At 63.6% G+C, this 16,772-nt stretch carries 12 protein-coding genes and 5 tRNA genes; 3 read left to right on the top strand and 14 right to left on the bottom strand.

Features of this window, described 5'->3' with window-relative positions:
• Positions 1-30: 30 nt before the first annotated feature.
• Positions 31-1,419 carry a class II fumarate hydratase gene (fumC, locus tag QQK43_RS00630; protein ID WP_284306189.1) on the bottom strand — a complete coding sequence of 463 codons (1,389 nt, stop codon included), beginning with the start codon at positions 1,417-1,419 and terminating at the stop codon, positions 31-33.
• Between the two features lie 161 nt (positions 1,420-1,580).
• Between fumC and QQK43_RS00625 the strand changes: the two genes are divergently transcribed.
• From QQK43_RS00625 to QQK43_RS00615, 3 genes are all read left to right on the top strand, one after another.
• Positions 1,581-3,134, top strand: coding sequence for a fumarate hydratase (locus QQK43_RS00625; RefSeq protein WP_284306188.1), 1,554 nt, complete (start codon positions 1,581-1,583; stop codon positions 3,132-3,134).
• Complete coding sequence (murI, locus tag QQK43_RS00620; RefSeq protein ID WP_234263249.1) at positions 3,131-3,952, top strand: glutamate racemase; 822 nt, start codon at positions 3,131-3,133, stop codon at positions 3,950-3,952. Before QQK43_RS00625 ends, murI begins: the two co-directional genes overlap by 4 nt.
• A gap of 137 nt (positions 3,953-4,089) precedes the next feature.
• A complete protein-coding gene (locus tag QQK43_RS00615) occupies positions 4,090-4,500 on the top strand; it encodes a DUF4332 domain-containing protein (protein ID WP_284306187.1) in 411 nt (136 codons plus the stop codon).
• A gap of 7 nt (positions 4,501-4,507) precedes the next feature.
• On the opposite strand, the gene QQK43_RS00610 is transcribed toward QQK43_RS00615, so the two are convergent.
• The 13 genes from QQK43_RS00610 to QQK43_RS00550 form a co-directional block, all read right to left on the bottom strand.
• Positions 4,508-5,833, bottom strand: coding sequence for an MFS transporter (locus QQK43_RS00610; RefSeq protein WP_284306186.1), 1,326 nt, complete (start codon positions 5,831-5,833; stop codon positions 4,508-4,510).
• Between the two features lie 49 nt (positions 5,834-5,882).
• Entirely contained in the window at positions 5,883-6,503 is a 621-nt protein-coding gene (locus QQK43_RS00605) for a DUF6806 family protein (RefSeq protein ID WP_234263252.1), read from the bottom strand.
• Between the two features lie 50 nt (positions 6,504-6,553).
• Positions 6,554-6,642 (bottom strand) — tRNA-Leu (locus QQK43_RS00600).
• Between the two features lie 97 nt (positions 6,643-6,739).
• Positions 6,740-6,815: transfer RNA gene (locus tag QQK43_RS00595), tRNA-Gly, on the bottom strand.
• A gap of 29 nt (positions 6,816-6,844) precedes the next feature.
• Positions 6,845-6,918 (bottom strand) — tRNA-Cys (locus QQK43_RS00590).
• A 73-nt stretch (positions 6,919-6,991) separates the two neighbouring features.
• Positions 6,992-7,067, bottom strand: a tRNA-Gly gene (locus tag QQK43_RS00585).
• 88 nt (positions 7,068-7,155) lie between these two features.
• Positions 7,156-9,582, bottom strand: a complete 2,427-nt coding sequence (gene lon / locus QQK43_RS00580; RefSeq protein WP_234265413.1) for an endopeptidase La — start codon at positions 9,580-9,582, stop codon at positions 7,156-7,158.
• Positions 9,583-9,680: 98 nt separating this feature from the next.
• Positions 9,681-10,946, bottom strand: coding sequence for an ATP-dependent Clp protease ATP-binding subunit ClpX (gene clpX, locus QQK43_RS00575; RefSeq protein ID WP_234265412.1), 1,266 nt, complete (start codon positions 10,944-10,946; stop codon positions 9,681-9,683).
• Between the two features lie 150 nt (positions 10,947-11,096).
• Positions 11,097-11,714, bottom strand: coding sequence for an ATP-dependent Clp endopeptidase proteolytic subunit ClpP (gene clpP, locus QQK43_RS00570; RefSeq protein ID WP_284306184.1), 618 nt, complete (start codon positions 11,712-11,714; stop codon positions 11,097-11,099).
• A gap of 187 nt (positions 11,715-11,901) precedes the next feature.
• Positions 11,902-13,212 (bottom strand): trigger factor, encoded by a 1,311-nt coding sequence (gene tig, locus QQK43_RS00565; RefSeq protein ID WP_234265411.1) that lies wholly within the window; start codon positions 13,210-13,212, stop codon positions 11,902-11,904.
• 73 nt (positions 13,213-13,285) lie between these two features.
• Positions 13,286-13,372 (bottom strand) — tRNA-Leu (locus QQK43_RS00560).
• 103 nt (positions 13,373-13,475) lie between these two features.
• Positions 13,476-14,129, bottom strand: a complete 654-nt coding sequence (locus tag QQK43_RS00555) for an aspartate/glutamate racemase family protein (protein WP_284306183.1) — start codon at positions 14,127-14,129, stop codon at positions 13,476-13,478.
• Positions 14,126-16,714 (bottom strand): TRAP transporter permease, encoded by a 2,589-nt coding sequence (locus tag QQK43_RS00550; RefSeq protein WP_284306182.1) that lies wholly within the window; start codon positions 16,712-16,714, stop codon positions 14,126-14,128. The genes QQK43_RS00555 and QQK43_RS00550 overlap by 4 nt, the downstream gene beginning before the upstream one ends.
• Positions 16,715-16,772 lie beyond the last annotated feature (58 nt).

The following is a 16,772-nucleotide window of genomic DNA, read 5'->3' as shown; positions in this document are numbered from 1 at the left end:
GTCTGCCAGCGCTTGCGCTGGCAGCGCCGTTCAACGGCCGACCATGTGCTCGGCCACCACCCATTCGTCAAACTGCTCGGCCGTAACGTAGCCCGACGCGATCGCGGCATCGCGCAGACTGGTGCCTTCCTTGTGACCTTTTTTGGCAATGGCAGCGGCCTTGTCGTAGCCAATGTGCGGGTTCAGCGCAGTGACCAGCATCAGCGACTGTTTGACCAGGTGATCGATCCGCTCCAGGTTGGGCTCTATGCCCACCGCGCAGTGGTCATTGAAGCTGACCATGCCATCGGCCAGCAGCCGCACACTCTGCAGGAAGTTGTGGGCCACCATCGGGCGGAACACGTTCAGCTCGAAGTTGCCCGACATGCCACCGATGTTGATCGCCACATCGTTGCCCATGACCTGCGCCGCCAACATGGTCAGCGCCTCGCTCTGTGTCGGGTTGACCTTGCCGGGCATGATGGACGAGCCGGGCTCATTCTCGGGAATGCGAATCTCCCCGATCCCGCTGCGCGGGCCGCTGGCCAGCCAGCGCACGTCGTTGGCGATCTTGTTCAGGCTGGCCGCCAGGGTCTTGAGCGCACCGTGCGCGTGCACCAGCGCGTCTTGGGAAGCCAATGCTTCGAACTTGTTGGGCGCGCTCACAAACGGCAGCCCGGTGATGCGGGCCAGTTCCTGCGCCACACCTTCGGCATAGCCCTTGGGTGCATTCAGCCCCGTGCCGACGGCCGTGCCGCCCAGCGCCAGTTCGTGCAAATGCGGCAACGCGGCCAGCACATGCTTCTTGCCATGCTCCAGTTGCGCCACCCAACCCGAGATCTCCTGGCCCAGTGTGAGGGGCGTGGCGTCCTGCAGATGGGTGCGGCCGATCTTGACGATGTGGTCGAAGTCCCGGGCCTTTTGCGCCAGGGTCTTTGACAGCACGTCAATGGCAGGCAGCAGCCGGTTCGTCAGCGCATCCACTGCGGCCACGTGCGAAGCCGTGGGAAACACGTCGTTGGACGACTGGCTCTTGTTCACGTCGTCGTTGGGATGCACCAGCCGCCCCTCCCCGCGCTCCCCGCCCAGCAGTTCGCTGGCCCGGTTGGCGATCACCTCATTGAGGTTCATGTTGGTCTGCGTGCCCGATCCTGTCTGCCAGACCACGAGCGGAAATTCATCAGGATGCCGCCCGTCGATGACCTCCTGCGCCGCCGCGACGATGACATCCTTTTTCTTCGCGTCGAGCAGCCCCAGCGCATGGTTGACGGCGGCCGAGGCGCGCTTGACCTGCGCCAGCGCCCTGATGATCTCGCGCGGCTGCTTCTCGCCCGAGATATCGAAGTTCTGCAACGAGCGTTGGGTCTGCGCGCCCCACAGCCTGTCGGCAGGCACTTCGATGGGTCCAAAGGTGTCTTTTTCGGTACGGGTCGTGCTCATGGCAAGGTGATTGGCAGGGTCAGAGAAAGATGATCCACATTATTGCAAACACGAACCATTCCCAAACACTAAAGCCCCAGAAAGCCTCCCGGTGCAGGACAAGCACAGCGTCAGGGCGGCGGCGATAATTCCCAGGTTCTGTCCCCAACAAAGACCCCACCATGACCACGACCATCCGCTACCACGACCTCGTGGAGTCCATCGCTGCGTCGCTGCAGTACATCAGCTACTACCACCCCGCCGACTACATTGCCCACCTGGCCCGCGCCTACGAGCGCGAGCAAAGCCCGGCGGCCAAGGACGCGATGGCGCAGATCCTCACCAACTCGAAGATGAGCGCCACCGGACACCGCCCGATCTGCCAGGACACGGGCATCGTCAACGTGTTCCTCAAGATCGGCATGGACGTGCGCTGGGAGGGCTTCCCCGCCGGACTGGAAGACGCCATCAACGACGGCGTGCGCCGTGGCTACAACCACCCCGATAACATGCTGCGCGCCTCGGTCGTGGGCGACCCGCAGTTCGCGCGCAAGAACACCAAGGACAACACCCCGGCGGTGATCTTCACCCAGATCGTTCCCGGCAACAAGGTGGACATCACCGTCGCTGCCAAGGGTGGTGGCTCCGAGAACAAGTCCAAGATGATCATGATGAACCCGAGCGACAACCTGGTCGACTGGGTGCTCAAGACCGTGCCCACCATGGGTGCCGGCTGGTGCCCGCCGGGCATGCTGGGCATCGGCATCGGTGGCACCGCCGAAAAGGCCGTGCTGCTGGCCAAGGAAAGCCTGATGGACGACCTGAACATGTACGAGCTGCAGCAGAAAGCCGCGCGCGGCGAGAAGCTCGATCAGGTCGAGGAACTGCGCCTGGAGTTGTACGAGAAGGTCAACGCGCTGGGCATCGGCGCACAGGGCCTGGGCGGCCTGGCCACGGTGCTCGACGTCAAGATCAAGATGTACCCCACCCACGCGGCCTCCAAGCCCGTGGCCATGATCCCCAACTGCGCGGCCACACGCCACGCCCACTTTGTGCTCGACGGTTCGGGCCCGGTGTACCTGGAAGCGCCCTCGCTCGACCTGTGGCCCAAGATCGACTGGGCACCCGACTACAACAAGAGCAAGAAGGTCAACCTCGACACGCTCACCAAGGAAGAAGTGGCGAGCTGGAAGCCCGGCGACACGTTGCTGCTCAACGGCAAGATGCTCACCGGCCGTGATGCCGCGCACAAGCGCATCCAGGACATGCTGGCCAAGGGCGAGAAGCTGCCAGTCGACTTCACCAACCGCGTCATCTACTACGTCGGCCCGGTCGATCCGGTGAAGGACGAAGCCGTCGGCCCCGCCGGCCCGACCACCGCCACGCGCATGGACAAGTTCACCGACATGATGCTGGAGCAGACCGGCCTGATCGCCATGATCGGCAAGGCCGAGCGTGGCCCGGTCGCCATCGAAAGCATCAAGAACCACAAGAGCGCCTACCTCATGGCCGTCGGTGGCGCGGCGTACCTTGTGTCCAAGGCCATCAAGACCGCCAAGGTCGTGGGCTTTGAAGACCTCGGCATGGAAGCCATCTACGAATTCGACGTGATCGACATGCCGGTGACCGTGGCCGTGGACGCTGGCGGCACCAGCGCCCACATCACCGGCCCGGCCGAATGGCAAAAGCGCATCGCCACCGGCGAGTTCAAGGGCATCGAGGTCGCCGCCGCTTGAGCCCGCCTGGCTACACCGTGGGTGTCTACGACAGCGGGGTGGGCGGCCTGAGTGTGCTGCGCGCCCTGCTGGTGGCCATCCCGGAAGCGCATTTCGTCTACGTGGCTGACCAAGCGTACGCCCCGTATGGTGAGCGCGGTGCGGCGGCAGTCACGGAACGTGCGCACCGCATCACAGCAGGGCTGCGGCGCGACTACCCGCTGGATGCACTGGTCGTGGCCTGCAACACGGCCACCGCACAGGCCATCGACCACCTGCGTCAGACCCACCACGACCTGCCCATCGTCGGCGTCGAGCCGGCGCTGAAACCCGCTGCCGCGCTCACTGCCACCGGGCACATCGGCGTACTCGCTACCCGAGGAACGGTGGAAAGCGCGCGTTTCCACCAACTGCAACAGCGGCTGCAAAAGGGCGATGGCAGCGGACCACACTTTCACAGCCAGGCCTGCGACGGCCTCGCCCAGGCCATTGAACGCGATGACACGGCGCTGATCCAGACCCTGTGCGAGCGCTACGTCCATGCGGTACAAGCCACTGTCCCCTCACCCCAGCAGATCGACACCTGGGTCCTGGGCTGCACCCATTACCTGTTTGCGGCCGACATCCTGCGCCCTCTGTGCGGCGGCCAGGCGCACTTGATAGAAACCGGCACACCGGTGGCGCGGCGCACCCGGGAGGTACTGCTCGCGCTCCGTCCGAGCCCCGCCCACGCGCATGCTTCGCTGACCCTGCTCAGCACGGCCGATCCCACCATGCTGGCCCGGCTCGCCCACCGCTGGCTCGGGGTTCCCGAACAGGCGCAGCTGTGGCAAGCCTGACGCACGGCCCCTTCGCCAATGTGAACTCCGGCACAGGCCGACGCAGCTTCTGCCAGCCCTCTGGTCAGCCCGCCAGGGTTTCAGTACATTGCGCGAAGGGCCCCTCCGGGGCGTCTTATCCGTGGAAAGGACTTTGTATGGCCAACCGCAAGATCATCGATGTCGAAGGCATCGGTCCCGTCATCGCCGACAAACTGACCCAGGCCGGCGCCAAGGACACCGACAGTCTGCTTACCCAGACCCGAACCCCGGCGCTGCGCAAAGCTCTGGCCGAAAAGACGGGCCTGAGCGAAAAGCAGGTTCTCAAGTTCGCCAACATGGTCGACCTCTACCGGGTCAATGGCATTGGCTCCGAATACGCCGAACTGCTGGAAGCCGCCGGCGTGGACACGGTGCCGGAACTGGCCAGGCGCCGGCCGGACAACCTGCACCAGGCACTCACTGCCGCCAACACAGCCCGCAAGATGGTGCGGCGATTGCCCACCGAGACCGAAGTCGCTCGCTGGGTTGAAGAGGCCAAGGGGCTGCCACGGGCCCTGTCCTACTGAGCCGGCTTCAATCCCCTCCCGACGGCCTGGATGGCTGCAGGGCGCGCTGACGGCCACGCTGCATGTCCACCGGCTGCAGCAGGGCCAGCCCCACCAGAAACAGCCCGGCCGTAAAGCCGATCGCCAGCCGCTGGTTGCCCCCTGTGGCCCAAGTGATCACCCCGTAACTCAGGGGCCCCAGAATGCTGGCCAGGCGAATGGCAAATGTCCACAGGCCATAAAACTCAGCCAAGCGGGCGGGCGGTGCCAACACCCCCGCCATGGCCCGACCGGCCGATTGGCTGGAGCCCATGCACAGGCCGGCGATGACGGCAGCCCACCAGAACCCCCCTTTGGTGGTCGTCAGCGCCGCGATGATGCAAGTAACGGCCCACCCTATCAACGTGATGCCCAAGGCCCGTTTGTGGCCCAGGCGGTCCTGGCCATAGCCAAACACGAACGCTCCGAGCATGGCCGCGATGTTGAGCACGAAGATCAACGCCATGGTCTCCTGCTGGGCGAACCCCACCACCTGCTCCGCATAGATGGCGGCCAGCGCTACCGCCACGGCAACCCCACCTTGGTACGCGACGGCACATCCCAGCAACCACAGGAAATCACGGTACTGCCGTGCTTCGCGCAGGGTCTGACCCAGTTGCCGCCAGGAGCTTCGCCAGCCCAGCGCCACGGAGGCAGAGGCCGTCTCGGCTGCCGGGCGCTCACGCACCAGCGCGAATGTGACACCGGCGGACAGCCCGAAAGTCACTGCCGTGATGAGCATGGTGACGGGCACAAAGCGGTCGGCCGACTGCCCCTGTGCCTGGGCCCACAACACATAGGCCAGGCTCAGCCCCAGCGCCAACATGCCCCCCAGATAGCCCAGACTCCAGCCCCAGCCACTGACACGCCCCATCGCTTCTGGTCGCGCCAACTCGGGAAGGAATGCCGCAACCAGAGACTCTCCCCAGGCGTAACAGGCGTTCGACACCACCACCAGCACCAACGCGAGCACAACCCCCCCCGGCTGTACCCCGGCCAACGCGGCGGTGCTGAGCACGCAACCCGCCGTCACGATCATGAGCAGGCGCTTTTTGGCAGCCCGCCGGTCGGCCCAGGCCCCCATCACAGGAATCGAGAGCATCACCAGCGCATTGGACAGACTCAGCGCCGCCGTCCAGGCAAACGTGGACCAAGGACGGCCTCCGGCCACGGCGCCCACGAAATAGGCGGCGAACACCGCCGTCAGCACCACCGTGGTGTATCCGGAATTGGCGAAGTCGTACATCGCCCAACCGAACACTTCGCGCCGCCGCACGCCGGGATTCAGCGCATCGGCAGCGAACAGTGCCTTCATTGACCAGCCTGGTTGCGCACAGAGTCAGGCTGGAGCGGATTGCCGCCGTTCAATGCAGATGGCGGGGTTTGCGAGGGCCGCCATGCGATGGGCCACCGTGACCACGAGGCGGTTTGCCCAGTTGCATGGAGCTCACCAGATCGTCAAAACGCTGAGTGAACAGCTTGTCAATGGCCGCCACCACGTCACCGAGTTCGGTGGCATCGAAATGGCGCTCCATGACATGCACCACATCCTGGACCAGCAGATCACGCTGGACCTGCATGATGGCAGCGGGTGTCGGCCCGACGAAACACATCATGAAATCGTCACGGGCCTCGGCATCCTCGGGCGCTTCGTCCTCGTCGAACTCGGTATCGTAGAAAGACACCTCCAGGGGGGCTCCTGCAGCCGCAATCTCGTTGAGACCCATGCAGGCATCCTCGATCACCTGACGGAAGTCTTCGTCACCCGGGACGGTCCAGCAGATCTGCAGCAAGTGGTCTCCGGCGTCGAACCGGATGCCGGGTTCATCTTCATAGGCACTCTCGGCCGCAGCGGCCAGAGAGCGGGCGCCCGCGTACTGCCAAAGGGGCTTGAGCGCCTCTTGAATCTGCTCGTACGCCACATCCTCGCGCAGCGACACATCGCCATGCACATGGATTTCAAAGGGGGCGTTGTATCGGGTCATGGAAACTCACTGTACCGGTGAAACCGGAAAAAACCTAGCGCAGGATGCCGTGGTGCCCCGGACCGGAATCGAACCGGTACGCCCGGTTAGAGGCGGCGGATTTTAAGTCCGCTGTGTCTACCAGTTTCACCACCGGGGCCCGCAAGCATTGTCGCAGGTCGCGTCAACCCTTCGGAGCAGGCATCACTTGGCGTGGCCAGAAAAAAAGGGAAGCCGGAGCTTCCCTTTTTCGGATATGGAGCGGGAAACGAGGCTCGAACTCGCGACCTCAACCTTGGCAAGGTTGCGCTCTACCAACTGAGCTATTCCCGCATAACCGTTTGCCGGCACCACAAGGTGGCTGGAGGCGCGTGGCGGAGTCGAACCGCCCTAGACGGATTTGCAATCCGTTGCATAACCGCTTTGCTAACGCGCCCCATGCAATGGACCAGCAAAACCGGCCCACCTCATCCGACAAAAAAGGGAAGCCGGGCTTCCCTTTTTGAATTTGGAGCGGGAAACGAGGCTCGAACTCGCGACCTCAACCTTGGCAAGGTTGCGCTCTACCAACTGAGCTATTCCCGCAAACTTCTGACGTTTGGTGAAGTTCGTCAGAAGCTGGAATTCTAGCGCAAAAAACCGGAGTTTTTCAAGCCCCCGGATTTTTTTGCACTCAGTGCTTCACGGCGTCCGGTGACGGCGCCGCAGCCGAGACCGCCGCCACTTGCGCAGCCACTTCCTCGTCCGTCAGGGGCACTGGCTGGCGCTCCAATGCGATGGACAACACCTTGTCGATCCACTTCACCGGAATGATCTCCAGACCTTCCTTGACGTTGTCGGGAATCTCGGCCAGATCCTTCACGTTCTCCTCAGGAATGATCACGGTCTTGATGCCGCCACGCAGTGCAGCCAGCAACTTTTCCTTGAGACCCCCGATCGCCGTGACTTCGCCACGCAAGGTGATTTCACCCGTCATGGCCACATCGGCTCGCACCGGAATCCCTGTGAGCGCCGACACCAAGGCCGTCGTCATAGCCGCTCCGGCACTCGGACCGTCCTTGGGCGTGGCACCATCGGGCACATGGATGTGCAGGTCGCGCTTGTCAAACAGCTCGTCCTTGATACCCAGCACACGGGCCCGGCTGCGCACCACGGTGCGGGCAGCTTCCACGGATTCCTTCATCACGTCGCCCAGCGACCCCGTGCGGGTGATCACACCCTTACCGGGCATGATCGCCACTTCGATCGTGAGCAGGTCGCCACCGACCTCCGTCCAGGCAAGTCCCACCACCTGGCCGACCTGGTTTTGCTGTTCGGCGCGGCCATAGGTGTACTTGCGCACCCCCAGGAATTCGCTCAGGTTCTCGTCGGTGACCACCACCTGCGGCGTGTATTTCTTGAGCAGCAACCCCTTGACCACCTTGCGGCAGATCTTGGAGAGCTCACGCTCCAGCGAGCGCACACCAGCTTCGCGGGTGTAGTAACGCACGATGTCACGCACTGCGGCCTCCGTCACCGCCAGTTCGCCATCGCGGATGCCATTGTTCTTGATCTGCTTGGGCAGCAGGTAGCGCACCGCGATGTTGGTCTTTTCGTCCTCGGTGTAACCCGACAGTCGGATGACCTCCATCCGGTCCAGCAGGGCCGGCGGAATGTTCATCGAGTTGCTGGTGGCCACGAACATCACGTCAGAGAGATCAAAATCGACCTCGACGTAGTGGTCGCCGAAGGTGTGGTTCTGCTCGGGGTCGAGCACCTCCAGCAGCGCCGACGACGGGTCACCTCGGAAGTCGGTCCCCAGTTTGTCGATTTCGTCCAGCAGGAACAACGGATTGCGCGTGCCGACCTTGTTCAGGCTCTGCAGCACCTTGCCCGGCATGGCGCCGATGTAGGTGCGGCGGTGGCCGCGGATCTCGGCCTCGTCACGCATGCCACCCAGCGCCATGCGGACGTACTTGCGCCCGGTGGCCTTGGCAATCGACTGACCCAACGAGGTTTTACCCACACCAGGCGGCCCCACGAGGCACAGGATCGGCGCCTTGACCTTGTCCACCCGCTGCTGGACCGCGAGGTATTCGAGGATGCGGTCCTTGACCTTGTCCAGCCCGTAGTGATCTTCATTGAGCACCGCCTCGGCATTGGCCAGGTCGTGCTTGATCTTGGTCTTCTTGCTCCAGGGCAGGCCGACCAGCGCATCGATGTAGTTGCGCACCACGGTCGCTTCGGCCGACATGGGCGACATCAGCTTGAGCTTCTTGAACTCGCTCTCGGCCTTCTTGCGCGCATCGGCGGGCATCTTGGCCAGCTTGATCTTCTTCTCGATCTCTTCGAGGTCGGCACCCTCTTCGCCCTCACCCAGCTCCTTCTGAATCGCCTTGACCTGCTCGTTCAGGTAGAAGTCGCGCTGGTTCTTTTCCATCTGGCGCTTGACGCGCCCACGGATGCGTTTGTCGACGTTGAGGATATCGACTTCGCGTTCGAGCTGCTCGAACAGATTCTCCAGGCGCTTGCTCACCGTATCCAGGTCCAGCACCACCTGCTTGTTCTCCAGCTTGAGCGGCAGGTGCGCGGCGATGGTATCGGCCAGGCGGCCCGCATCGTCGATGCTGGAAATCGAGGTGAGGATCTCCGAAGGGATCTTCTTGTTGAGCTTGACGTACTGGTCGAACTGTTGCATCACCGCCCGGCGCAAGGCTTCGAGCTCGGTGTCGGTGGCTTGTGCACGCTCGGCCCCGGGCGCAATCGGATCGACATGCGCCACGAAGTGGGTTTCGGTGTCGTGGATGTCCAGCACCTTGGCACGCTGCAAGCCTTCCACCAGCACCTTCACGGTACCGTCGGGCAGCTTGAGCATCTGCAGGATGGTGGCCACACAGCCCATCTCGAACATGTCTTCGGTCGTCGGCTCATCCTTGGCCGCAGCCTTCTGGGCCACCAGCATGATGCGACGCTCGGACTCCATCGCGGATTCGAGCGCCTTGATGCTTTTGGGCCGACCGACGAACAACGGGATGACCATGTGGGGGAAGACCACCACATCACGCAAGGGCAGCAACGGCAGATCCACCGGGGTGCTGGGCAGGGGGGTTTGTCCGGACATTTGGCAACCTCTACAAAATGGTCAGATGGGACCAGCGGACCTCGTTTCAAGCGGCCCGCCAACCGGACCGGACTCGGCGTCCAGTCCCGCAGAGGCCATCAAGCCTTCTTGGCCGCTTCGCGGTAAACCAACAAAGGCGGCTTGTTTTCTTCGATGGTGGACTCGTCGACCACCACCTTCTCGACATTGCTGACACTGGGCAGATCGAACATCGTGTCGATCAGCGCGTTCTCAAGGATCGAGCGCAGGCCCCGCGCGCCCGTCTTGCGGGCCAGTGCCTTGCGGGCAATGGCCTTGAGTGCGGCCGGGCGAACCTCCAGCTCAGCCCCTTCCATGGACAGCAACTGCGAGAACTGCTTGACCACCGCATTCTTCGGCTCGGTCAGGATCTCGACCAGCGCGTCCTCGCTGAGTTCCGCCAAGCTGGCAATCACCGGCAGGCGCCCCACCAGTTCGGGGATAAGGCCGAACTTGATCAGGTCTTCCGGCTCGATGTCCTTGAACGCCTCGGTCAGGCTGCGCTGCTGCTTGCTGCGCACCACCGCACCAAACCCCATGCCCGACGCTTCGGTGCGGTTCTCGATGATTTTTTCGAGACCGGCGAACGCGCCGCCACAGATGAACAGGATGTTGGACGTATCGACCTGCAGGAAGTCCTGGTTCGGGTGCTTGCGCCCACCTTGCGGGGGCACACTGGCCATGGTGCCTTCCACCAGCTTGAGCAACGCCTGCTGCACGCCTTCCCCCGACACATCGCGCGTGATGGAGGGGTTGTCCGACTTGCGGGTGATCTTGTCGATTTCGTCGATGTAGACAATGCCCTGCTGCGCACGCTCGACGTCGTAGTTGCAGCTCTGCAGCAGCTTGGCAACGATGTTTTCCACATCCTCACCCACGTAGCCGGCTTCGGTCAGCGTGGTCGCGTCGGCCATCACGAAAGGCACGTTGAGCATGCGGGCCATCGTCTGCGCCAGCAAGGTCTTGCCCGAACCGGTCGGCCCGATCAGCAGGATGTTGCTCTTGGACAGCTCGACCTCGTCCTTGCGGGCTGCCTGCTTGTGGCGCAGGCGCTTGTAGTGGTTGTACACCGCCACGGCCAGAGCGCGCTTGGCTGTCTCCTGGCCAATGACGTAGTTGTCGAGATTGGATTTGAGATCGACCGGTGTGGGCAGATCGTCCGATGAACTCTTGACCGCCTCAAGCCCGGGCAGCTCGTCGCGAATGATGTCGTTGCACAGATCGATGCACTCGTCGCAGATGAACACCGACGGCCCGGCGATCAGTTTCTTGACCTCGTGCTGGCTCTTACCGCAAAAGGAGCAGTAGAGCGCTTTTTCACCGGAAGCGGCTTTTTTGTCGGCCATGGATGTGCGGATGCGAGAAATGCTGCGGTTGCAAGGCGTTCAATGATAGATCAACCCCCAAGGGGGCCAAACCGGGGAAAAGCGGGCGGACAACCACTTTCCGACGAAGCCATGAATACTTCTACATGACTTCGTCGGCTGAATTCAGCCTCAGGCTGCGGCGCCGCGCTTGTCGATGACCTTGTCGATCAGGCCGTATTCGGCCGATTCGGCAGCGGTCAGGTAGTAGTCGCGCTCGGTGTCGCGTTCGATCTTCTCCAGCGGCTGGCCGGTGCGCTCTGCCAGAATCTTGTTGAGCTGTTCGCGGGTCTTGAGGATCTCGCGCGCATGGATCTCGATCTCCGTGGCTTGCCCTTGGGTGCCGCCCAGTGGCTGGTGAATCATGATCTTGGAGTTCGGCAGCGCGAAACGCTTGCCTTTGGCGCCCGCAGCAAGCAGGAAGGCCCCCATGCTCGCAGCCATGCCCATGCACAGCGTCGACACATCGGGCTTGATGAAGTTCATCGTGTCGAAGATCGACATGCCCGCGCTGACCGAGCCACCCGGCGAGTTGATGTAGAACGAGATGTCCTTGTCGGGGTTTTCGCTTTCCAGGAACAGCAGCTGCGCCACCACCAGGTTGGCCGACTGGTCGTTGACCGGACCGACCAGAAACACCACGCGCTCCTTGAGCAGGCGCGAATAGATGTCATAGGCGCGTTCGCCGCGACCCGACTGCTCGATCACCATGGGCACCATACCCAGGCCCTGAATGTCCAATGCGCTCATTCGAACTCTCCAATTCTTGACGGCAATGCCGCTACTGTAACCAACCCGTCATGGCCGACCCGCGACCACGGGATTGCCCGCTGTGACCTACCGGGCGCATATGACGCCCAGTCCCGGAAATGCAAGCAGGCGCCAACAAAAAGGGGCGGAAACCCGCCCCTTTCGTGCCAGCCGAAACGGCGTGGGATCAGGACTGACCCATCAGCTCGTCGAAGTCGACGCTCTTTTCCGTCACTTTGGCCTTGCCGAGGACGAAATCGGTCACGTTGTTCTCGATCACCACAGCCTCGATTTCGGCCATGCGGCGGTTGTCGCTCTGGTACCAGCGCATCACTTCGGCAGGCTTTTCGTAGGACGAGGCCAGCTCTTCGATGTGGGCCTTGAGCTGCTCGGGCTTGGCATGCAGTTCGTTGGCGCGCACCACCTCGGCCACCACCAGGCCCATGCGGACGCGGCGCTCGGCCTGTTCCCGGAACAGCTCGGCGGGAATCGGCGCCTTGTCCGCATCCTTGACACCACGCTGCTTGAGGTCGGCGCGCGCGCCCTCGACCAGACGGTCGATCTCGGCCTGCACGACCGACTTCGGCAGATCCAGTTCGGACTGGGCCACCAGGGCATCCAGAGCGGCTTGCTTGTTGCGGGCCAGCACGCGGAATTTCACCTCGCGCGCCAGGTTCTTCTGGATGTCGGCACGCAGACCGTCCACAGAACCGTCGGCGATGCCCAGGGCCTTGGCAAAGGTCTCGTCAACCTCCGGCAGGTGGGCCGCTTCGATCTTGTTCAGGGTCACCAGGAAGTCGGCGGTCTTGCCCGCCACGTCTTGACCGTGGTAGTCGGCCGGAAAATTCAGCGGGAACGTCTTGGACTCGCCGGCCTTCATGCCTCGCACGGCGTCTTCAAACTCCTTGAGCATCTGGCCTTCGCCGACCAGGAACTGGAAGCCCTCGGCCTTGCCGCCTTCGAAAGGCTCACCGTCGATCTTGCCGGCGAAGTCGATGGTCACGCGGTCGCCGTCCTGGGCCGCCTGGTCGGCAGCGCGCTGGGCAAACGTGCGGCGCTGCTTGCGCAGAATGTCCAGCGTGCGCTCGATAGCGGCATCGCTGACTTCGGCCGACACCTTTTCTACCTCGGCAGCAGCCAGGTCAGCAATCTTGACTTCGGGGTAGACCTCGAACACGGCGTCGAAGGCGATCTCGCCCTCGGGCGCACCGTCCTTCTCGGTGATCTGCGGCTGGCCGGCCACACGCAGTTGGGCTTCATTGGCCGCCTTGTTGAAGGCCTCGCCCACCTTGTCGTTCATGACTTCGTAGTGGACCGAATAGCCGTAGCGCTGGGCCACGACGTTGAACGGCACCTTGCCCGGACGGAAACCGTCCATCTTGACCTGGCGGGCCAGTCGCTTGAGGCGGCTTTCCACCTCGTTCTTGATCACGTCGGCAGGCAGCGTGAGCGTGATCTTGCGCTCCAGCTTCTCCAGGGTTTCAACGGTGACGGTCATGTCGTTCTCCAAATGGGTATCGGCCAGCCAGTTCGGCTGGCCTGCCGGTAGTGATCTGTGTTCCACGGTGCCGTGGTGCGCGGGGGGGGACTCGAACCCCCACACCATTGCTGGCGTCAGGACCTAAACCTGGTGCGTCTACCAATTTCGCCACCCGCGCGCCGGCTGTCCGGTCGCGCAACGGAAACGGGTTCACAGGGAACCACGCGCCTTGACGCACCGTTTGACGGCAACCTTCTATTGTAGCTGCTGGCGCCGCGGGTTCATGGCGCCAGCTGGCGCCGGAGCAAGCCCACCGCGCTGCCGGGGGTGGTGAACACCGGCAGCCCTGTGGCGGCTGTCACCGCTGCAGCGGCCCTGGCCATGCTGAACTGTGCCAGGGCCAGCGCCTGGCATCCCTGTGCCGCCAGATGGCGCGCGACCGCGACCACCGCCGCGTCGTGTCCCGGCCCGTCGCCCGCGTTCAAAGCTGCCATCGCGCCCTCGACCAGCGCTGTCTTCAACGGCACCTGCGGAGGAAACTCGGCCGGCATCGAAGCCAGGGTCGGCGCGAACGATGCAATCAAACCGACCGGCCCCTGCACCCGCGCCAGATCGGCGATCATGGCCTCGTTGGGTTTGAGCACCGGCATGTGCGGCCGCCGTGCGGCCACCGCCTCGATGCACGAACCGAAGGCCGAGCACGTGAACAGGATGCCTCGGGCTCCGGTGGCTTCGGCGTAGGCGGCCAGGCATTCGAAGCGCTCGTGCATGGCCGCATCGAGCCCGCGTCCGTCGCGCGCCAGGTCGGCCGAAAGGCTGTCGTCGAGCAGGTTCATGCGAATGGCCTCGGGCCAGGCCCGGGCCATTTCGGCATTGATCGGCTCGACCGAATGGGCCAGCGCATGGATCAGCGCAATGCGCACGGGCTGGCTCATCGCTTCACCGGCGCTGCCGTCTTCGCCCGGCGGCGCTGCAGGAACACGATCAGACCCAGCACCGCGAACGCCGGCAGGAACAGCCATTCCTTGGCCGGCCGATCGGCAGGCACTTCCACCGACGTGATGTGGAAGCTCTGCTCGATACCCAGTTTTTCGGCCGTGCTGCCGAACTTGACCCCCACCACCATGAGGGTGTCGCCATCGGGCATGACCGTCAGACCGGCGCTGGCCAGTCGGGTCTTGGCATCGCCAGGGGCGCCCAGCGGGATCAGCGCTCCCTTGCGGATGTCTTTGCCATCCATGTTCATGCCTTCGATCCAGACCCGTTTGCCGGTGTTGGCGGGAGCCGCTTCGATAGATTGCATCATGGCCTCCCCCCTGAGCTCGTCAAAGGGCGGGTGAACCATGTCCAACCAGAACCCTGGGCGGAACAGGGTGAAGCACACCAGCAGCAAGGCGATCGACTCATACCAGCGACTGCGGGCAAAGAAATACCCCGAGGTGGCCGCAGCAAAGACCAACATGGCGATCAGGGCCGTGCCCATGGTCAGGATCACGTGCAACGGGCCGTCCAGGCCGATCAGCAGCAGCTGCGTGTTGAAGATGAACAGAAACGGCAGGATCGCCGTGCGCATGCTGTAGTAGAACGCGGTGATGCCGGTCTTGATGGGATCGTGCTTGGCGATGGCGGCCGCCGCGAACGACGCCAATCCCACGGGCGGGGTGACGTCGGCCATGAGACCGAAATAGAACACGAACAGGTGCACGGCGATCAGCGGCACGATCAGCCCGCTCTGCGCGCCCAGCTCCACGATCACGGGCGCCATCAGCGTGGACACCACGATGTAGTTGGCCGTGGTTGGCAGACCCATACCGAGGATCAGGCTGATGACGGCCACCAGCACCAGCATCAGCATGAGGTTGCCGCCCGAGAGGATTTCCACCACCTCGGTCATGACCAGGCCCACCCCCGTGAGGGACACGGTGCCGACGATGATGCCGGCAGCCGCGGTGGCCACCCCGATGCCGATCATGTTGCGCGCACCGGTCACCAGTCCGTCGATCAGGTCCTGGAAGCCCGCCTTGACCTGCTCTCCGAAGCGGTGATCGCCCCGGAAGAAACCGATGATCGGTTTCTGGGTCAGCATCACGAAGATCATGAACAGCGTGGCCCAGAAGGCCGACAAGGCTGGCGACAGGCGTTCGACCATCAGGCACCACACCAGCACCACCACCGACAGCAGATAGTGCAGACCCGATTTGACCGTGGGACCGGTTTCGGGCAGTTCAAACACCGGGGCGTTCGGATCGTCCAGGGGCAACTCCGGCTGGCGCGACCCCACCCACAGCAGCGCGACATAGACCGCCACCAGCCCCAGCCCGATCAGGGCCGTGGCGGCGTCCCCCAGCGCCGATTTGAGGAAGCCGATCACGTAATAGGTGATGCCAGCGAGCACGATGAAGCCCGCCACCGTCATGAGAAACGACACCAGGCGCTGCGAAGCCGTGCTGTTGCCGCGGCGCGGCAGGCCCGTCATGTTGGCCTTGAGGGCTTCCAGATGCACGATGTAGAACAGCGCGATGTAGGAGATGACCGCCGGCAGGAAGGCGTGCTTCATCACGTCGACATAAGGGATGCCCACATACTCGACCATGAGGAACGCGGCAGCGCCCATGACCGGCGGCATGATCTGCCCGTTCACCGACGACGACACCTCCACGGCACCCGCCTGGTCACCCCGGTAGCCGACGCGCTTCATCAGGGGAATCGTGAACGTGCCGGTGGTGACGACGTTGGCGATCGACGAGCCCGAGATCACACCGGTTGCGGCCGACGAAACCACCGCCGCTTTGGCCGGGCCACCGCGCATGTGACCGAGCAAGGCGAAGGCCGACTTGATGAAGTAGTTACCCGCCCCGGCCTTGTCCAGCAAGGAGCCAAACAGCACGAACAGGAAGATGAACCCGCTGGACACGCCCAGCGCCACCCCGTACACCCCTTCGGTGGTGAGCCATTGGTGCGTCATCGCACGGTCGAGCGACGCGCCCTTGTGCGCCATCAGATCGGGCATGTAGGGGCCGGCGAAGGTGTAGGTCAGGAAGACCAGGGCCACGATCACCATGGGCAGGCCCAGCACGCGGCGCGTGGCCTCGAGCAGCAGCACGATGCCCAACACCGCCGTCCACACATCCATCGGCGTCGGCTGGCCCGGCCGTGTGGCCAGTTCGCGGTAGAAAACAAAAATATAAGACGCCGCGAAGGCGCCCACCAGGGCCAGCGCCCAGTCGAGCAAGGGCACATGGTCGCGCGGCGAGCGCTTGCTGGCCGGGTACGCCATGAAGGCCAGAAAGACGGCAAAAGCCAGGTGAATGGCGCGCGTCTGGGTGTCGTTGAGCACCGGAATCAGGTTCGACACCATGTACGGCAGGGGCGACGCAATCCAGAGCTGGAACAGCGACCAGGCCAGGGCCACGCCCATGAGCAGGCGGGCAACGACAGGGCCGGGCTGGCGGCCGCCAGTGTCGTTGTCCTCGACCAGTTGGTTGACATCAATGTCCGCGACGTTCGAAGGGGCGTTCACGGGTAGCTTCCTTTGTGTACTGCCAATGGATCCGGCCCGCGCAAGGCGTCGGGCCGGT

The sequence above is a fragment of the Hydrogenophaga electricum genome (assembly GCF_030160815.1).
Classification (GTDB): Bacteria; Pseudomonadota; Gammaproteobacteria; order Burkholderiales; family Burkholderiaceae_C; genus Hydrogenophaga; species Hydrogenophaga electricum.
The sequence above is the reverse complement of the archived record's forward strand: the minus strand, read 5'-3'. Positions and strand labels throughout refer to the sequence as shown.